Source organism: Streptomyces sp. NPDC093097 (assembly GCF_044754325.1).
In the GTDB taxonomy this organism is placed as follows: domain Bacteria; phylum Actinomycetota; class Actinomycetes; order Streptomycetales; family Streptomycetaceae; genus Streptomyces.
In genome coordinates this window covers 210,043-227,538 of record NZ_JBIVOW010000005.1, presented here as the reverse complement: position 1 = coordinate 227,538, position 17,496 = coordinate 210,043, and the positions used below count along the sequence as shown (strand labels likewise).

Genomic DNA, 17,496 nt, shown 5'->3' with positions numbered 1-17,496 from the left:
CGTTCCGAAACTGTCGGAGGTCCGCCGTGCCCACGTCCGCCATACGACTCGTCCGCCTCACCGGACGTTTACTGCTGGCCCTTGCCGCCGTCGCCACGCTGGGCGTCGTCTTTCTCGCGCTGATCGTCCTCACGGACGGGGCGGGCTCGGGGCTCGCCGCATGGTTGACGACGCTTGGAGTCGGGGCTGTTCTCGCGATGTGGCGGGGGCGGCGCCGCACTTGGCCGGCGCGGCTGGTGTCGTTCCTGCCGGTGGTTGTCGCGGCGGCACTGACGGCGGCGGTCTGCGTCCCGACTGTGCCGACGGCCCGGCGCTACCCGCCCGCCCTGCCGTTCGTGGCCACGCAGCACTGGAGCCTGGCCACCGGCAGCCGGGTAGCGGTGTACCACTACCCGCCCGCGAACGCAGGCGCCCGACATCCCCTCCCGTTCGTGTACCTCAACGGCGGACCGGTCCGTGGCATCTCGGTGCTCGACCACCGTTTCCTGCAACTCCTGGCACGCCAGGGCTACGACGTCTACACCTACGAACAGGCCGGTGGCGGACGAAGCGGCCTGCTCCCCATGGGCCAGTACACGATCTCCAGATCGGTCCGCGACCTCGCCGCCTTCGTCGACCGCCTGGGCAAGGGCAAGGTCGACATCCTCGGATTCTCCTCGGGCGGGGCGGTGCTCACCCGAGCCCTGGCCGATCCGGGCGTCGCCGCACACGTGCACCGGGCGATCATCGCCGAGCCCGGTCCCATGGACGGCCCCACCGCGCGCATCGCCGGGCACCAGGGACGAAAGTCCGCAAAGGGCCTCGCGCCGGACATGACCGGACCGCGATCGACGCAAGTCCCCCGGTACGCCGTGGCGTTCGGTCTCATGCGACTCGGGCTCCTCACCCCCGAGAACGGACTGGTCGGACAGGCCGAGGGTGACAACGCCTTCACTGCCGCAGACCTCGGCGGCGACACCGCATCCGCCTACTGCGCGCGCGACGCGCACCGCATCCCCGCCGAGGACACCGCACAGAACTTCTCCTTCAGTTCCGCCGCCAGCCTCCGCGTCCAGCAGACGGTCAAGGACTCGCCCTCCAGGGCACCGCTGCTGAGGCAGTCCCGGACGCCCGCGATGCTGATGATCGCCGAGTGCTCCTCCCAGGTCCGTCAGTGGGAAACCACCGTCCTTGCCGATGACCCCGCCATCCAGCGCACGCAGTACATGCCCGGAGTCGGACACCACATGTGGAACGGCCTCGACGACAACAACGACCGAGCCGCCGCTGTCATCACCGCGTTCCTTCAGAACAAGCCGGCGCCCCTGCCGAACTACCCGACCCGCGGCGAGATCCCTGCCTTCCTGCGCGACCACAAATGAAGGCGTTGCGGCCCGTCACCGGTAACGGCTGGTTGGACGCCGACGGTCGTGAAGTCGGGGACGGGTGAACGGAGTTCGCGGGTGGTGTCGCGCAGCATGCCTCCGTGGGTGACGGGGACGTAGACGATGCCGTTGGCGGGGCCCGCTTCCGCACGGGCCGTCGGCTCGCCGGGGCCGCGGCCTGAGCATCGGACCCGGTGAACCTTCCGGGTTCAGAGCCGAATTACGCGTCAGGCGTTGGAATGGACACCGATGCCGCCGGAGACGGTGAGGTTGTCGCCGGTGATGTAACCGGCGGCGTCCGAGGCGAGGAAGGCCACGGCTTCGGCGATGTCGGCGGGAGCGCCGATGCGGCCGAGCGGGACGTCCCGGGCCCAGGAGTCGATCATTTCCTGGGAGATGCCCAGCTTGCTGTAGACGGGAGTGTTGGTGATTCCCGGGCTGACCGCGTTGACGCGGATGCGGCGGGGGGCGAGTTCGAGCGCGAGGGACCGCATGAGGGGCAGCAGGGCGCCCTTGGCCGCTGTCATCGCGGCCCCGAGCCCTTCGGCGGCGCCCACGGTGAACACGACCGAGGCGCCCTCGTTGAGGAGCGGCAGCGCCTTTTGCAGGGTGAAGAAGTTTCCCTTGACGTTGATGTCGAACAGGGCGTCGAAGGCGTCTTCGTCGGTTGATTCGATCGGGCCGGGGCGGGAGATGCCCGCGTTGAGGAAGAGCAGGTCGAGGGAGCCGAGTTGCCGGCGCGCCTGGTCCATCGCCTGGTCGAGGTCCGGCAGGGACCGTGCGTCGGCCCGGACAGCCGTGACGCCTTCGGGAAGTCCGGCGTCGGCGACCTCGCCGATGCCGGTGACCATGACGCGGTAGCCGCGGGAGTGGAGTAGTTCGGCGGTCGCCTTGCCGATGCCGCTGGTTCCACCGGTGATCAAAGCTGTAGGTGCAGGCATGATGCGCTCCTTTGCGTACTTCTGGGCGAGGTGAGCGGCTCTGCCCGCGGGGCAGTGGGCAGAGCCGCGCCACCACTCCTGGCACCGTACGACAGTTTGGCAGCGACTGCCAAGGGTGAGGTGACTGTCGACCTGGCAGTGCTGGGCTAGCCTGGTGACATGAAGCAGGAAGCCAAGTCAGCAACGGACGCACCGGCCACGCTGTGGGACCGGACACGGCAGCTGGCTTCCCAAGAGATCCTCAAGACGGCGCTGCGCCTGTTCACCGAGCAGGGCTACGACGAGACGACCATCGCCCAGATCGCCCGAGAGGCCGGCGTCTCCCAGCGCACCCTCTTCCGCTACTTCGGCGGCAAGGAGGACCTGCTCGGCGGCGGCCAGGACCGGTTCGGGCAGGTCCTGATGGACACGATCGGTGAACAGCCCGCCGATGCCGGTGTCTGGGAGGCCCTGCGCGCAGGGGTTGCCGCCGTACTGGCCTTGCACGACAGCCGAGAGCAGGCCCTGGAGCGGTTCCGCCTCCTGCACAACACCGCCTCGCTGCGCGCCGGTTGGCTCGAAAAGCGACTGCGGTTCCAGGAGAACCTGCTGCCGCTCATCGAGCCCCGTATAGGCGCGGCTACCGGCAAAGAGGGCGTGAAGGCCCGCGCGGTGATCGCGACGGCGTTCGCATGCCTGGATGCCGCATCGATGGCTTGGGTCGCCAACGGCGGCGAGGGTGAAATCATGGACCTGTACGACGAGTGCATGGCTGCGGTGCGCGGCTGACCCGCAGCGGCCGACCAGCCCGGAAGCCGTGGACGGAGACCGGGCGCATCCGCTGCCTGAGCTTGTCCCGCTTTGACGGACGCCATTGGTGTGGTGGTGATGCCGAGAGGACGGCTTTGTGCTCGGCGGGGCTGCGGTGGCCGAGGTTGCTGTGAAGAAGGACTCGGCGAGTGCATTGTCCCAGTGCTGGCCGGTGCGGCCCTCCGATAGGTAGATGCCGAACGCGCGGGCGGCGTAGGTGAATTCACGGCTGGTGTATTGGCAGGCGCGGTCGGATGTCGCGTCACTTGGACGGCGGCGGGACGCAAGACAGCCCCCGTTTCCCGACTTTCCTCGGGACGGGGGCTGTTCGTCGTTCCGCGACGCTAGGTGGAGATGAGCTGTACGCCCTCCGGCCTTTCTGACACGCGGAGATTCTTCAGTAGTTGGGACAGGGGGAGGTCGGTGAATTCTCCGGGCACCTCCGCCTCGGCCACGCTCTGGCCGTCTCCGGGGAGTGGCCGGCAGGCGATACCGCCGGTCGGATTCTCTTCGATTTCCGCGAGCGCGACGATGCTGCCGTCCTGCTCGTAGGCTACGTGGACGCGCATGAGTGCCGGCCTTTCGTCAGTCGACCTGGATGGAGTTGAAGATGAAGTCGGCCGTGCCGTTCGTCACCTGCAACGTGAGGTCCCAGGAATGTGAAATCCCATCGGGCCGGTCGAGGTTGAACGCGGATTTGTGCTCGGTGACTTCGACGCGGGTGCCGTTGTCGCTGAAATTGACGAGGGCGACTTCGAACCGGTTGAAGGTGGTTGCCTGAACGACCGGCTGGTTGTTGTACCACAAGTTCCAGAACGCGGGCTTACCCGGTTGCTGAGTTGCTCTGGGGCCCGAGCGGTGTGTGACTGCCATGGCGAGGAGCATTCCATTTCCGCGGGGGCAGGGGAATCTTCTTCAGTCGAATCGGTGAAAGGTATCTCGATCCGACAAATGTCGTCCGCATGTGTCGCTCGGTATGGCGTCCGACGGTCCCGGCGGTGACGGGCAAGGGCGGCGGGCGGCATGTCGCGGGAGCCGCGTCAGGCGTCGGCGACGGCCCGCAGGGGGCTCAGGGCGGCGGCCCGTCGGGCGGGCAGGGCGGCCGCGGCCGCGCCGACGGCGAGGGAGAGCAGGACCACGAGGGCCAGGGTGGGCCAGGGCGGCGAGAAGGAGTACTGCGGGATCGCGCCGTTGGCCAGTCCGCTGACCTTCCATGCGCCGAACAGCCCGCCGGCCAGTCCGAGCAGGGTGCCGAAGGCGGCGACGCAGACGGCCTCCAGGAGGATCATGCGGCGGATGCCGGAGCGGTCCATGCCGATGGCGCGCAGGACACCGATCTCACGGGTGCGTTCCGAGACCGACATGGCAAGGGTGTTGACCATGCCGAGGGCGGAGATCAGTACGCCGATGGCGAGCAGCCCGAACACCATGGTCATCAGGTCGCCGGCGACACCGGCCTGCTCCTGGACGAGTTGGGCGCGGTTTTGGACCTTCAGCAGCGGGCTGTTGCTCACGGCGGCGCGCAGCTGCTTCTCCAGGTCCGCGGAGACCGCGCCGTCGGTGGTGCGGACCAGGATGCGCTGTACGGAGTCGCGCAGGTAGCTGTGTTGTTGCACCTCGGTGCGGTAGCCGAGGACGTCCTGGGCGGTGGGGTTGTCCTGGTAGACGCCGACGACGGTGTAGGGCTTGTCGCGGTCGCCGGTTCCGGGGCCGATGCTCGCCTGGATCTGCTCGCCCGTGGTGACGCGGTGGTCGCGGGCGAAGCTGTCGGAGACGGCGATCCTGCCGGGGCCGAGGTCCTTGGCGGAACCGCTGCGGAAGCTGAGCTTCATCACGTCGTCCACGGTCTTCGGGTCGGCCCCGGAGATCGACTTGATGGTGGGGCCCGCACTGAGGGTGGAGTCGGCCACGGCGGAGGCGGTCCGCACACCGGGCACGTCGGCGACGCGCCCGACGGCGCCGGCGTCGATGGCGGTGGTGGTGTTGCGGGTGCTGATGACGTAGTCGGCGCTCAGTCCGGCGGCTGCCTGGGCGTCCAGGGCCTGACGGGCGGACTGGTCGATGACTGCGAGACCGGAGACCAGCGCGGTGCTGATCACCAGGGTGGCGGCGGTGGCGGCGGTACGGCGGGGGGCGCGCAGGGTGTTCTCGCGGGCGAGCTCGCCCACGATGCCGATGCGGGCGGTGAGCCGGCCGAGGAGGCGGATGACCGGGCCGGCGAGCAGGGGGGCCAGCACGATCAGGCCGACCACGAGGATGCCGGCCCCGAACATGGCGGTCTGCAGGTTGTCGTCGGTGGCGCTGGTCGCGTCGCTCAGCGAGAACAGCAGCCCCGTGCCCAGGATGATCAGGGCCAGGCCGATGAGGCCGCGGATGCGGGAGACCGTGGCGGACGCCGGCTGCTCGGCCGTGCGCATCGCCTCGATCGGGGCGATCCGTGCCGCGCGGCGCGTCGGCAGCCAGGCGGAGAGCACGGTGACGCCGACGCCCACGGCGAGCGCGGCGAGGATCGTGGTCGGGCGGATCACCAGTGGCCCGCCGGGCAGCCGGTCGCCGGAGGTGTCCAGCACGCTCGGCAGCACCGTGGCCACTCCCAGCCCCAGCAGGAAGCCGAGAACGGACGCGGCGAGACCGACCAGGGCCGCCTCGGCGAGAACCGAGCGGACCACCTGGCGGCGGGTGGCGCCGATCGCCCGCAGCAGGGCGATCTCGCGGCGGCGGCGTGCCACGAGCATGGTGAAGGTGTTGATGACGAGGAAGCTGCCGATGAACAGCGAGACGGCGGCGAAGAGCAGGGGCAGCCGCTCGTAGCTGTGGGTCGTGGCGTTGATGAAGACGGACTGCTGGTCGGCCTGGGCGGTACCGGTGGTGGCCTCGGCGCGGTCGGGGGGCAGGACGGCGCTGACCTGGTCGGCGAGTTGGGGCTGGCCGGTGCCTGGCACGGCGGTCAGATCGATCTGGTTGTAGTGCCCCGGGGCGGCGAACAGCCTCTGGGCGGTGGCCTTGTCGAACACCGCCAGGGTGCCGCCGGCGTTCACCCGGCTGTCCGTGGTGGTCACCAGGCCCACCAGGCGCAGCTTGAGGACCGGTCTGTCCGTGGCGAGGGTGACGGTGTCGCCCAGTGCGTAGCCGGCGGCCGCCGCGGTGCCGCGGTCCAGTGCCAGCTCACCGCCGTTGCGGGGGGCGCGGCCGGCCGTCAGCGGGTAGCGGCTGTCCTTGCCGTCGGGGCCCGGAAGGTAGGAGACACCGAACTTTCCGCTCATGCTGTCGGCCCGCATCGGTGTGCCGTCCTTGGCGGACAGGGTGACCGAACCGTTCGCGGCCGGGCGGGCGGAGGCGACGCCGGGGAGGGTGGACAGCTTGTGTACCAGGGTGTCGTCCAGTGCGCCGTACTGCTCGCCGGCGGGGGCGCCCGGACGGTATTGCGGCGTCACGCTCACGGCGATGTCCGCGTAGCTCCGGGACATGGCGGCGCGGTGGGCGGCGGTGGTGGAGTCGGCGAAGACCAGGGAGCCGGAGATGAATCCGACGCCGAGGCAGACCGCGAGCACGGTCATGAGCAGACGGGCCTTGTGCGCAAGGACGTTGCGCAGGGCTGTTCGCAGCATGGTGAGCTTTCGACGGGGGAGAGAAGGACGACGGCGGGCTGACGGATTCGGTCAGGAGGCGCGGCCCTGGGCCTCGAACGCGAGCATCCGGTCGAGGACGGCGTCGGCGGTCGGGTCGTTCAGCTCGTCCACGAGCCGGCCGTCGGCGAGGAAGACCACCCGGTCCGCGTAGGCGGCGGCCACCGGGTCGTGGGTCACCATCACCGCGGTCTGGCCCAGTTCCCGCACCGAGTCGCGCAGGAAGCCCAGTACCTCCGCACCGGAGCGGGAGTCGAGGTTGCCGGTCGGCTCGTCGGCGAAGACGATCTCCGGCCGGGAGATCAGGGCACGGGCCACGGCCACGCGCTGCTGCTGGCCGCCGGAGAGCTGGGCCGGGCGGTGCGCAAGCCGTCCCGCGAGGCCGACGGTGGCGACGACGGTGTCCAGCCACGCCTGCTCGGGCCGCCGGCCGGCCAGCCGCAGCGGCAGGGTGATGTTCTCCAGCGCGGTCAGGGTGGGCAGCAGGTTGAAGCCCTGGAAGACGAAGCCGACCTTCTCCCGCCGTAGTTCGGTGAGCTGTCGGTCGTTCAGGGCGGACAGTTCGACGCCGCCGATCCGGGCCGAGCCGGAGGTGACCGGTTCCAGGCCGGCCATGCAGTGCATCAGCGTGGACTTGCCGGAGCCGGAGGGGCCCATGACGGCGGTGAACCGGCCCCGTGCGAACTCCACGGTCACCGCGTCCAGTGCGGTGACCCGGGTCTCGCCCGTGCCGTACGTCTTGGCCAGGCCGGACGCGCGGGCGGCCGGCTCGGCGAGGGGTGTGCTGGAGGAAGGGGACGCATGTGTCATGAAGAACTCCGCCTGGGATGCAACGACTCGCCAGGAGTGCCGCGAGTCGGGGACGGATCCATCCTCACGGCCCTGAACTGTGCAAACGTCGTTCTGGAGGCGGGAGTTGGCCTCTGTCGAAGGTCCAGCACCGGCCGGCCGCTCTCTGTCGGAGGTCAGAGATCCGGCCGGGGGGCCTCTGCCTTGGGGGAGGCGACAGAGCGGGAGGGCCGCCTGTGCCCGGGCGGCTGCGTCAGGAGGCCAGGCCGGTGCGGTGCGCCAGCAGCGCGGCCTGGACGCGGCTCGCCGAACCGGTCTTGTCCAGGATGGCGCCCACGTGGGTCTTCACCGTGCCGACCCCGATGCCCAGCCGCCCGGCGATGTCCTGGTTCGACATGCCCTGACCGAGCATCGCCAGGACCTCCCGCTCCCGGCCGGTGAGCCGGGCGATCCGCTCGTCCGCCGGCGAACTCCCGGCGTTCTGCGGGGCGTTGGAACGCAGCATCCGGGAGACCACCGCCCCGGTCACGCCCGGCGAGAGCACCGCGTCGCCGGCGGCGGCCGCCCGTACCGCGCTGATCAACTCCTGCGGCCCCTCGTCCTTCAGCAGGAACCCGGCCGCGCCCTCCCGCAGCGCCCGCACCACGTTGTCGTCGTCGCCGAAGGTCGTCAGCATCACCACGCGCGGCGCGGGGTCGAGGGCGAGCAGCGGCGCGATCGCGGCCAGCCCGTCGCACACCGGCATCCGGATGTCCACCAGCGCCACATCCGGATGGTGCGCGGCGGCCTCCTCGACCGCCGTACGGCCGTCTGCGGCCTCGGCGACCACGTCGATGCCCTCGGCATGGCGCAGGATCAGGCGGACCCCGTGCCGGATCATCGCCTCGTCGTCGGCGAGCAGGACACGGATCGGCGCGGTGGGCCGGGTCATCGGTTCTCCCAGGGCGGGGCGTCCCGTACGGACGGGACGGTGAAGCGGTCGATGGAGATGAGGCGCTGTGCGGCGTTGAAGCAGTAGCGCGTGAGGGCGAAGACGCCGGGCCGGGGGCCGCGACCGGCCTGGGGGTAGACACAGCCCACCGTGCCGGCGGGGCGCGGCGGTTCGTGTCCGGTGGCCGCGGCGCGCTCGGCCGGACTGTCGAAGATCCCCGGCAGGTCCTGGTACGCCATGCCCAGGCGCGGCTCCGGAGGCCGGACCGTGCTCCTCGGCTGGCTGTGGACCAGGCCGATCGCGAGCGTCATCAGCACCCACAGGGCCGCCGCACCGAGGACGAACGTCCACGCCCTGGCGGTTCGCGGGGCGCGTGGCAGCGCCACCGCGCCATCGTCCACCCCGCCTCGTGGGGAGGCCGCGATGTCGCCTGCGGCCGATCTCCTCGTGACGGCCTCGGCCGGCTCCGTCGGGATCGCCGCGACCACCTGGAACCCGCCGGACGGCAGCGCGCCGGCCTCGAAGGTGCCGCCGAGCAGCTCGACCCGTTCCCGCAGGCCCGGCAGGCCGCGCCCGGTCCCGGCCTCGGCCGGTGTCGCCGTCGACGCGCCGTTGCGGACCGTGACGCGTACCGTCCGCTCGTCGTGCTCGACCCGCACGGTGACATGGGCGGCCGCCGCGTACCGGTGCACGTTCGTCAGCCCCTCCCGCACCACCCGATGCACCGCGCGCCGCACCTGTGCCGGGCGGACGTCGAGGTCGGAACCGCTCCACTCCAGCCGTACGGCGATCCCGCCGTCGCGGGACTCCGCGACCAGGGCCTCGACATCGGCCCGGGTGCCGGTGGCGTCGGTGAGCGCATCCGGTCCGGTGTCCCGGCCGAGCGGACCGAGCACCCCGAGCGTCTGCCGCAGTTCGCGCATCGCGTCCCGGGTGGTGCGCCGGACCAGGACGGCCTCCTCGCGGAGTTCGGAGTCGGCCTGGCCGAGGGCGAGTTCCAGGCCGCCGGCGTGCAGGGAGATGAGGCTGAGCCGATGGCCGACCAGGTCGTGCATCTCGGCGGCGATCCGGGCCCGCTCGTGGGTGCGGGCCTCGCTGTCCGCGGACCGGCGGGCCCGCTCGGCCGCGTCCCCGCGTTCGCGCAGTGCGCGCAGCAGCCGGGTCTGCTGTCCGTACACCGTCCCGACCAGGCCGGGTACCACCACGGCGGTCACCGCCAGCACCAGCCCGAGCTCCACGCCGTATACGGCCGTGCCGGCGCCGAGTGAGGGGCCGGTCGCGGTCGCGGACGCCATGAGGAGCAGACTCGCGCCGCCGAGCAGCCGGGCGCGATGGCGCGGACGGACCGTACCGAGCGCCACCGTGTACGCGGCGGCGGCCGTCACCGGGCCGATGACGGCCGCCAGCCCGGTAAGGACGGCGAGGACGAGGAGCACGGCACCGGGCCGGCGCCGCCGCAGCGGGAAGAGCGCGACGGCGATCGGGACCACGCCCAACTGGAATCCGGCGTGCGGCAGATGCCACAGCCGCAGGGCGACTGCCCACAGACCCAGTGCGGCCACCGCCACACCGGCCGTCTCCGCAACGACCCGACGAACCCCTCCCGGACGCGCCGGAGCATCCGGCCCGGGGCGGGCACCCTGACGGAAACGGCTGATGAGCAACACATCGCCCAGTATCGATCGCCCCGGGGGAGGAGGCGTGGACCTCAGGACCGATCCGGGCCTCTGCCTTTAGACAGAGGCCCACACATGTCTGGCCGCCCTCGCCGGGCAGTCGTGCTCCGCCCCTGGACGAGCCGAGGGCTGCGACCATGCGGCGGCGAGCCGAGCCGAAGCGAGGCGACTGGCTCCCGGACCTCGCCTGAACTGGCCATGCTGCCGCAGCCATGGGGCCTTCGTCGGCCGCACCGTCACCGGGCGATACCCGCCGCAGTCGGCCCCGCGACTCCGGAATGCCGCCCACGGCATCTGTGGAAACATGGAACATATGGCGCTTGGTGCTGAAGACAGGCAAGAGGAGCGCATCATGATTGCCAGGCTGCTCAGCAAGCTTTCCTTCACCCGCCACTACGGTGCGTACGGGGAACACGACTGGACCTGACCGCACTGCCTCGGGCGCCCTCGGGCGCCCGCCGGCTCCCGGCCGCGCTGCCGACGATATGGGCCTGGCCAGGTGCGGGAGTCAGGGACGCTCTCATGGACCGCAGGAAGGAGCCGCCGCGGTTGCCCGAAGGCGGCTTCGCAGCCTGGAACCGCGACCGGCTGGCACTGGCGCGCCGCGGCGCTGACGAGTGCGGGGACGTATGGCAGCTGGAGCCGGGTGTCTACGTCGCTGCTACGGCCGGGCCGTGTGAAACGGTCCTGTGCCGCGCGCAGGACTTCCTCAAAGTACCCTCGCCGCTCTTCCCGCCGTTGAAGCGGTCGAGCGGAGCGCCGACGCCTGAAGAGCGCGCGCACGCTCACGCCGCCCGCATGCGCGGACTACGCCCGCATGCGGTTGCGGCCCGGATCGGTGAGATCGCACCCGGGACCGCTCGGTTTGCCGACCAGTGGCCCACGGGGCAGGACGTCGAGATTCTGCCCCCGGTCCGGCAGGCCCTGGCAGAGGTCGGCGTGCGCTACGTCTTCTCCGAAGACGCTCCCACCCTGCTGCCCTTTGCCCCACAGCTCTTCCTGGCGCGGGAGGTGCTCGTACAGCCCTCACGCTGGGTATGGCCGCGCTGGGTCCCCACACCGGCACGGCGGTTCCGCACCCGGCAGCAAGTCGCCTTCACCGATGCGCTGCGGTCCGTCATCCTCCGGCGCCGTTCCTCGGGCCGGCTCGGTGATGACGTGCTGGGGCAGATGCTCCGGCCCTCCGCCCGCTACGGCCTGCTGCCGGAAGAGGCCATCCTCGACTCTCTCCCCGGAATCACCGTCGCCACCTTCGAGACTCCTTCCCGGGCGGCCGGATGGATCCTGCTCGACCTGGCCCGGTATCCCCAGGCAGCGGACCGCGTCGCGGCCGAGGCCGCCGTGCTGCCCGCGGACCCGGCCGCAACGACCAGCAGCCACCTCGACAGCCTGCAATACACCCAGGCACTGGTGCGCGAGGTGCTCAGGCTGCACCCTCCGAGCTGGCTGCTGACCCGGCGCGCCACGCGACGGACTCAGCTCGCCGGCTACACCATCGACGCCGGGTCCACCGTCCTCGTCTGCCCCTACACCAGTCACCGCGACGCACGGGAATACTCCGAGCCGGACCGGTTCCAGCCCGAACGCTGGCTCGACGATTCGGGCTCGTCAGCGAAACCCGGGGTCTTCCTCTCCTTCGGTACCGGGCCGCATGGCTGCGAGGGGGCCGCTCTGGCCATGGCGGTGCTGACGCTCCTGACTGCGCAGACCGCCCGCTGCTACCACGTGAGCGAGCCGCCCGGACCGGAACCCGGCTACCGGCTCACCACCTTCGGAGGGCTGGCAACCGACGGCTTGCGCCTGCGTGCCACCTTGCGCAGCTGAGGGCGGTCCTGCTTTCGGTGACGGGCTGTCTCCACCCGCGATCGGCGCAGCCAACCTGCCTCCCACTCCAACCACCGCTGGTTATCTAGTGCTGTCAAGCGAAAGTGCAGGTACACCGGCTAGAAGCTGTTCTGGCAAGTAAGGCAAGCTCCTCAGTGGCCGTCTGCTCCAGACGGGGTGTAGGTGGTAACCCTGGTCTGCGATACGCGTTGGGTGTGTCGTGCCACAGTCTGCATCCAGCTCCAGCGCTGCCCTGGTCGGCAAGCCTCAGCAGTTGCCTTTCCTCTTGACTTCCAGTCAAGGTGAGGCGGCGCGCACATTGTTGAGCTACGTGGTCTCGCTGGACCTGCCCGGCCCCGAAGCGCAGCTCGTCGCTGTGGTGGTGGCCATCCGGGCTGCACATGGCGGTGTCGGCAACCTCACTGGGACGGACCTGTCCGCTTTGCGGCTGGAGGATGCACGCGGAGCCGTTGATACCCTTCGCGGCCTGGGCTGGCAGGTGAACGATTCGCTCTTCGACGGCGATCCTGCAACGCCGGTCCCCATCACCGTCCCCGGCCTGGCCCAGGAGACGGACCCCCCTCTGGCCTTTGGGAAGAACACCCGCTCACGGGTGTCCGGATGGACCACACGGGCCTTGTCCGCCAAGCCGGTCAAGAAGCTCCCTCCCGCCGCACGGCTGGCCGGTCTGTTCCTCGCCCCACACAGCACGTCCAAGCTTGTCGGACAGATTCCGCCCGATCTTCCCGCAGCCTGCCGGGCCACCTTGCCCGACCTCCTGTGTAAGGGCTTCCTTGCTGAGCTGTGCGCGGACCGCTTCCGCCTCGATGGCGCAGTGCGCCACTTGTCGGGCATGCGCCCTCCCACCGAAGAGGACAAGGCGGCGGAGCCCCCGAAGGGCGAAAGCAAGGCCGTACCCGCTTCAACTCCGAGGTTCCGGTTCAGCGCAGATGCATGGACGCGATGGAAGAGCCCGGCCAGCCCTGCGCTGCGACGGCACGTTGAGGCCGTTGAGTACTGCGCCGTGTGCGCTCGGCCTCCGGAGCGGGTCGCGCAGGCGTTCATGGATCCCAGTCGCCCTCAGTTCTTCTCCAAGGACGTCAGGGCCGCCTACGGCGCGTGGAAGGACATGCACCCGGACCGCGGCCGGCTGGCGGCCGAGTTCACTGTGGCCTTTCGGGGCGAGCACGGACACGGCCCCTCGTACGCCCAGCTGTGCTCGGGCTTGGGCTGGGACCTGAAAGGTCCGCTGCGGGGCTTTGTCGTGAAGCGTCTGCTGGCGAATGAGTGGCTGGCAGAAACGGGCTCTGTTCCATGGACGTTGCGCCCGGGGCAGGCCGCTCAGGCCCAGGGCATCACTCTGCCCAAGGCACGAGGCACGGATGCCGCCGCCCACGCCCGGCCGTAGCCAGGCAGGGGGCTGGGCAGCGGGCGACGAGGCCCCGGTCACCGGCAGTGCCCACACCGCCTTGGCCCCCTTCTGGTCGGCCCGCTTCGGCCGTGACAAGCTGACCGGACTGCAGGCGTCCGCACGGCCCGGTCTGGTCCGCACCTCGCTGCGCGGTGACCGTACGCTGCTGACGGCATAGCCGTGACGGTGATCGACGGTGAGCTGCTCACGGCATAGGCCACCCCACCTTCCCCGCCAGCAGCGCGTATCCGACGAACGCCCCGATGTCGAGCAGCGTGTGTGCGGCCACCAGCGGGCCGACGCGCCCCCAACGCCGGTACAGCAGCACGAAGACCACACCCATCACCACGTTGCCGATGAAGCCGCCGATCCCCTGATACAGGTGGTACGAGCCGCGCAGCACCGAACTCGCCGCCAGGGCGGCCATCGGCGACCACCCCAACTGCCCGAGCCGGCGCAGCAGATACCCGACGACGATCACTTCCTCGAGCACGGAGTTCTGGAGCGCGGACAGGATCAGGACGGGAAACTTCCACCACACATCGGGGAGTGATTCCGGAACCACGGTGAGATTGAAACCGGTGGCCCGCGCCACCAGATAGAAGGCGAGCCCGGCACTGCCGATCCCCGCCGCGACCGCCGTGCCGCGACCCAGATCCGGCCACGGCCGGCTCCGGTCGAAGCCGATGGCGCGAAGCCCAGCGCCTTCCCTGATCAACAGATGGGCGACGAGCGCGACAGGCACCAGGACCGTAGCGATATTGAAGAGCTGCCAGGTCAGATCCAGCCATGGACGCCCCGGCGCGTACGAGCCGTTGATCGTTGCGACCTGTTCCTTCAGTCCCCCTGGTTTCGTCAGTGATCCGACAAAACTGATCAGGGCAGACACTCCGCTGGCCCCCAGCGAGAGGGCCAGTACCAATGCCGTTTCGGACCGCAGGATCCGCCGTGAATCCGTTTCCTGAGAAAGAGGATCGACCATGTATATTGCCTCCACCTGTACACCTGCCTTGAGTTGTGCGTTCACGTCCCACCCCCCTCACCGTCCCGCCATGGTCTCGAATGCAGGTACGAAGATCAGGTGCGACAACTCGAAGGACGGCCATCATCGGCGATGGCGTGGTTCCCCTTTTTCCTTGTTCATCGCCAAGGAGGGGCACCACCGACATGCAAGGTCACAGCTTGCCCGACGACCATGCGGCCGCTGGACGCGGGGGGTGCCCCTATCTGTTTCGTCAACCCTGGCGGGGTTGGTTCGTAGGAGTTCGTACTGGTTTCCGGGAACGTGCCGCGAAGCGGGACGTTCCCGGCGGATCGGGATGTTCCCGGCGGATCGGGTGCGGTGTGGGCAGCCCGGTGGCCGGCGTGGCGGGGGGTGGCCGTGCCGGTGACGGGGTGAAGCGGGCTAGTGCGGCCTTGGTACTGGTGGGCTTGATCCGGTCCAGGGCCGAAGCCCTCCACCAGTCCCTTGACGGCCGCCCCCGAGACCTCCTCGGCCAGGCTCTCACCTGACAGAGGCTCTGCGAGAGCTGACCTGGGTGCATCTAGGACGGTGCATGATGCCGTGTCACCGGCACGAGTGAAACCCCGTCATGACTTGACGTCCCAACTGTGCTGATCGGCGCCGGTGAGCGTCAACACGGCACATCTCAAAGCACCATGGAAGATCAAACGGTACGCGTTCATCTGATTACTCTGTGCGCTCGCCTTATCGGTTCAGTGAGGAATCCGTATGAGCTACACAGACCAGGACGTGTGCGAGGGCCGTCGGCTGATGGACGACGGCCGCGAGAACCGGTTAGTGATCGGCGACAAGCTGCTGTCCGTCACGGTCGCGGGACAGGACAGTGCCTTCGACCGGTACTGCGATGAGATCAGCCTGAACACGCGGACCGCCCGCCAGTACCGCCACACTGCCCGCATGTGCACCCCGCCGGTGCGGCAGCTCGTGGCCGACAGCGGCGTCCACGTCAGCTACAGCGCGCTTCGCGAGGGGGCCCGCCTGGCGCCGTCCGGCAAGCCGTACGACGAGGGCTACAGCACGCTCCGCTCGCTGCTGGAGCAAGCGCGCGAGGCGGGTGCGGGCCGCGTCAGCGTGCCCCAGTACCGCCGTGCCCTGGGGACGGAGCCGGCCTTGCAGGACCTGCTGGATCCCTCCAGCGGCACAACCCTGGGCGACTATCTCGGCTCCCTGCCACCCCAGGAGCGTGACCAGGCTCTTCGGGACCTGGTGGAGAAGAAGGCTGAGGTGCACGACGCCCTCAAGCGGGTCATGGACGAAAAGCGCCGCCGGGACCGCGAGACCCGCGGCCCGGGGCGCAGCGGAGGCAGGCCCGACAAGGCCGCGGCCGTGGCCCGCGACCTGGTACGGCTCAGCGACCAGGGAGCCGCCTTCATGAGCCGCTACCCGCCCTCCGCCTCGCTGGCCTTCACCGAAGAACAGAAGGCCGCCTCCAAGGAAGTCCTGGGGACCTTGGACGTCCTCGCCACGTGGATCAGGGTCAGGGTCCTCGACGACGAGCCGGCTGCCGCTGGCCGGGCCGAGACCCGCGATCTGGTGGGTGTGTGATGGAGCCGGCCGCAGACGACGGCGAAGACCGCCTCAACGCTGACATTGAGGAGTTCGCCACCCACGACCGCAAAGGGGGCTGGGCCCGAGCGCTCTTGATCGCCCGCCGCGTCGAGCCGCGCGAGGGACAGGGCGAACGGACGGACCTGCAACCTCGTTTCGGCCGAAACAAAGTCTTCCGACGCATCAGTGCACGGGAGTTCGCTCGCAGGTCGAGGAGCTCCGCCAAGCGGATCATGGCCTTTCACGAGGCATGGAAGCGTGCGGCTGCGGACGGCGTTGTTCCGCCGGTCCACGACCTCACGCCCGGCGTCCACGTCGAGCTGCCGGACGAGGAGGAGGTGCCGTTCTTCGGCGAGCACGGCTACTACCGCAGCTACGAGGCCCGCATGAACAACGGCGAGCGACGGCAGGCGATCGAGCAGGAGGCCGAACGGGCGGGCATCAAGCCCGGCTCCCCGGTCTACGTAGCTCAGCAGCCGAAAGCTCTGAAGACCGCGATCCTGGCCGATCCCACCGCCCGAGCTGCTGCCAAGGAGGCCATCGAGGAGTTCGAGCGCCGCGAGACACAGGCGGACCTCGAAGACCGTGCCGCAGCCCGCCAGACGGCCGAGGAAAGCGACCGCGAGTTCGATGCCGAGGAAGCGCACGCCGAGGCCCGGGACCCGGAAGCCCTCGAAGTCGAGCGGGCGGTCCGCACCACATCGCGGGAACAGCCCGACCCGGATGTGGCTCTGCAGGTCTTCACCGAGATGACCGAGGTCCGCCTCGCCACGCTGCGGGCGTTGTCGTTGCTGCAGCGTCACCAGATCCACTTCACCGGCGACCGCAGCCGAGCCATCACAGACCTGTGCACCTCTTCAGAGGCGGCCATCGCCTTCATCCGCGACCTGGCCGCCAGCCCTTATACGGCGCTGAACGACGACGCTCTGCAAGTGTTCCTGGACGAGAGTGAGAAGAAGCTTCGGTGAGCCCCAAACTCGACAGCGACGCCCCCTCCCGGCTGGAGCAGGACGCCATCGATGTCCTGCTGTGGCTCGGGCCCAACGCGGGCCGTGAACTGTCCTACGCGGACATCTCCCGCGGCACCGGCATCCCCGACCGCCGCCTGCGGCGTGCGGTGCCAAAGGCCCGCGCAGCGGCCCACGAACTCGGCCACCGGCTGGAGCAGTTCATGCCGTCGCGCGATCCGCTCAAGCGCGGTGCGAGGGTGACCCGGTTCCACAAGTCCGGCCAGGGCGACGAGTTCGGCGCCCGTGACGCGTTGCTCGCCTGCCGCAAGGCCGTCGCGTACATGGGCGACATGCACCGGGCCTGCACCTTCGAGGCCCACAACCCCAACAGCCTCGACCGTGAAGCGTTCGGGCAGATGGCGGATGCCGCCGAAGGCGGCATCCGCACCTTCAGCGGCGTGGAGAGGCTGGGCAGCAAGGTCGTCCAAAACCAGGGAACCATGCGCCGCCAGGCCGAGCGGATCGCGGACCTGGAGGCCCAGATCGCCGAGCTGACCTCGGGCCCCTCCGCCGCCTCGGCCTGACCTTCCCCGGTGTGCCCAACGGCCCGGCGGCTCTCGCCG

General features: G+C 70.0%; 15 protein-coding genes and 1 pseudogene. 8 read left to right on the top strand and 8 right to left on the bottom strand.

The genetic code is table 11. The features are described 5' to 3' along the window. The first annotated feature begins 26 nt into the window (after window positions 1–26). Entirely contained in the window at window positions 27–1,361 is a 1,335-nt protein-coding gene (locus tag ACIQE0_RS11085; protein ID WP_402330732.1) for an alpha/beta fold hydrolase, read from the top strand. A 230-nt stretch (window positions 1,362–1,591) separates the two neighbouring features. Here ACIQE0_RS11085 and ACIQE0_RS11080 read toward each other — a convergent pair whose 3' ends face one another. Beyond that, on the bottom strand, window positions 1,592–2,305 hold the full coding sequence (locus ACIQE0_RS11080) for an SDR family NAD(P)-dependent oxidoreductase (RefSeq protein ID WP_402330730.1): 714 nt from the start codon (window positions 2,303–2,305) through the stop codon (window positions 1,592–1,594). A 159-nt stretch (window positions 2,306–2,464) separates the two neighbouring features. Here ACIQE0_RS11080 and ACIQE0_RS11075 point away from each other — a divergent pair, with 159 nt between their 5' ends. Then, window positions 2,465–3,073 carry a TetR/AcrR family transcriptional regulator gene (locus ACIQE0_RS11075; RefSeq protein WP_402330728.1) on the top strand — a complete coding sequence of 203 codons (609 nt, stop codon included), beginning with the start codon at window positions 2,465–2,467 and terminating at the stop codon, window positions 3,071–3,073. 365 nt (window positions 3,074–3,438) lie between these two features. Here ACIQE0_RS11075 and ACIQE0_RS11070 read toward each other — a convergent pair whose 3' ends face one another. From ACIQE0_RS11070 to ACIQE0_RS11045, 6 genes are all read right to left on the bottom strand, one after another. After that, the gene (locus ACIQE0_RS11070; protein WP_402330726.1) at window positions 3,439–3,663 is read right to left on the bottom strand and encodes a hypothetical protein; all 225 of its coding nucleotides are present in this window, start codon (window positions 3,661–3,663) and stop codon (window positions 3,439–3,441) included. 16 nt (window positions 3,664–3,679) lie between these two features. Then, window positions 3,680–3,967, bottom strand: a complete 288-nt coding sequence (locus ACIQE0_RS11065; RefSeq protein ID WP_402330724.1) for a hypothetical protein — start codon at window positions 3,965–3,967, stop codon at window positions 3,680–3,682. A gap of 167 nt (window positions 3,968–4,134) precedes the next feature. Next, on the bottom strand, window positions 4,135–6,702 hold the full coding sequence (locus tag ACIQE0_RS11060) for an ABC transporter permease (RefSeq protein WP_402330722.1): 2,568 nt from the start codon (window positions 6,700–6,702) through the stop codon (window positions 4,135–4,137). A 51-nt stretch (window positions 6,703–6,753) separates the two neighbouring features. Beyond that, complete coding sequence (locus tag ACIQE0_RS11055) at window positions 6,754–7,530, bottom strand: ABC transporter ATP-binding protein (RefSeq protein WP_402330720.1); 777 nt, start codon at window positions 7,528–7,530, stop codon at window positions 6,754–6,756. A gap of 232 nt (window positions 7,531–7,762) precedes the next feature. After that, window positions 7,763–8,440, bottom strand: coding sequence for a response regulator (locus ACIQE0_RS11050; protein ID WP_402330718.1), 678 nt, complete (start codon window positions 8,438–8,440; stop codon window positions 7,763–7,765). Then, complete coding sequence (locus tag ACIQE0_RS11045; protein ID WP_402330716.1) at window positions 8,437–10,008, bottom strand: sensor histidine kinase; 1,572 nt, start codon at window positions 10,006–10,008, stop codon at window positions 8,437–8,439. The genes ACIQE0_RS11050 and ACIQE0_RS11045 overlap by 4 nt, the downstream gene beginning before the upstream one ends. 657 nt (window positions 10,009–10,665) lie before the next feature. On the opposite strand from ACIQE0_RS11045, the gene ACIQE0_RS11040 reads away from it, so the two are divergent. The 3 genes and pseudogenes from ACIQE0_RS11040 to ACIQE0_RS11030 all read left to right on the top strand — a co-directional run. Continuing rightward, window positions 10,666–11,940, top strand: coding sequence for a cytochrome P450 (locus ACIQE0_RS11040; protein ID WP_402330715.1), 1,275 nt, complete (start codon window positions 10,666–10,668; stop codon window positions 11,938–11,940). 286 nt (window positions 11,941–12,226) lie between these two features. Next, window positions 12,227–13,348 carry a hypothetical protein gene (locus ACIQE0_RS11035; RefSeq protein WP_402330713.1) on the top strand — a complete coding sequence of 374 codons (1,122 nt, stop codon included), beginning with the start codon at window positions 12,227–12,229 and terminating at the stop codon, window positions 13,346–13,348. Window positions 13,349–13,373: 25 nt separating this feature from the next. Beyond that, window positions 13,374–13,567: pseudogene (locus ACIQE0_RS11030) on the top strand (oxidoreductase); the annotation flags it as partial. Here the strand turns inward: ACIQE0_RS11030 and ACIQE0_RS11025 are convergent. Next, window positions 13,557–14,333, bottom strand: coding sequence for a CPBP family intramembrane glutamic endopeptidase (locus ACIQE0_RS11025; RefSeq protein WP_402331055.1), 777 nt, complete (start codon window positions 14,331–14,333; stop codon window positions 13,557–13,559). The pseudogene ACIQE0_RS11030 and the gene ACIQE0_RS11025 sit on opposite strands and share 11 nt — an antisense overlap. A gap of 750 nt (window positions 14,334–15,083) precedes the next feature. On the opposite strand from ACIQE0_RS11025, the gene ACIQE0_RS11020 reads away from it, so the two are divergent. Genes ACIQE0_RS11020 through ACIQE0_RS11010 form a run of 3 tightly spaced genes read left to right on the top strand, consistent with a single transcriptional unit; the run spans window position 15,084 to window position 17,457 of the window. Next, window positions 15,084–15,920 carry a hypothetical protein gene (locus ACIQE0_RS11020; RefSeq protein WP_402330711.1) on the top strand — a complete coding sequence of 279 codons (837 nt, stop codon included), beginning with the start codon at window positions 15,084–15,086 and terminating at the stop codon, window positions 15,918–15,920. Next, window positions 15,920–16,891: a hypothetical protein gene (locus ACIQE0_RS11015; protein WP_402330709.1), complete on the top strand. Its 972-nt coding sequence runs from the start codon at window positions 15,920–15,922 to the stop codon at window positions 16,889–16,891. Before ACIQE0_RS11020 ends, ACIQE0_RS11015 begins: the two co-directional genes overlap by 1 nt. Beyond that, on the top strand, window positions 16,888–17,457 hold the full coding sequence (locus ACIQE0_RS11010) for a hypothetical protein (RefSeq protein WP_402330708.1): 570 nt from the start codon (window positions 16,888–16,890) through the stop codon (window positions 17,455–17,457). Before ACIQE0_RS11015 ends, ACIQE0_RS11010 begins: the two co-directional genes overlap by 4 nt. Window positions 17,458–17,496: the final 39 nt, after the last annotated feature.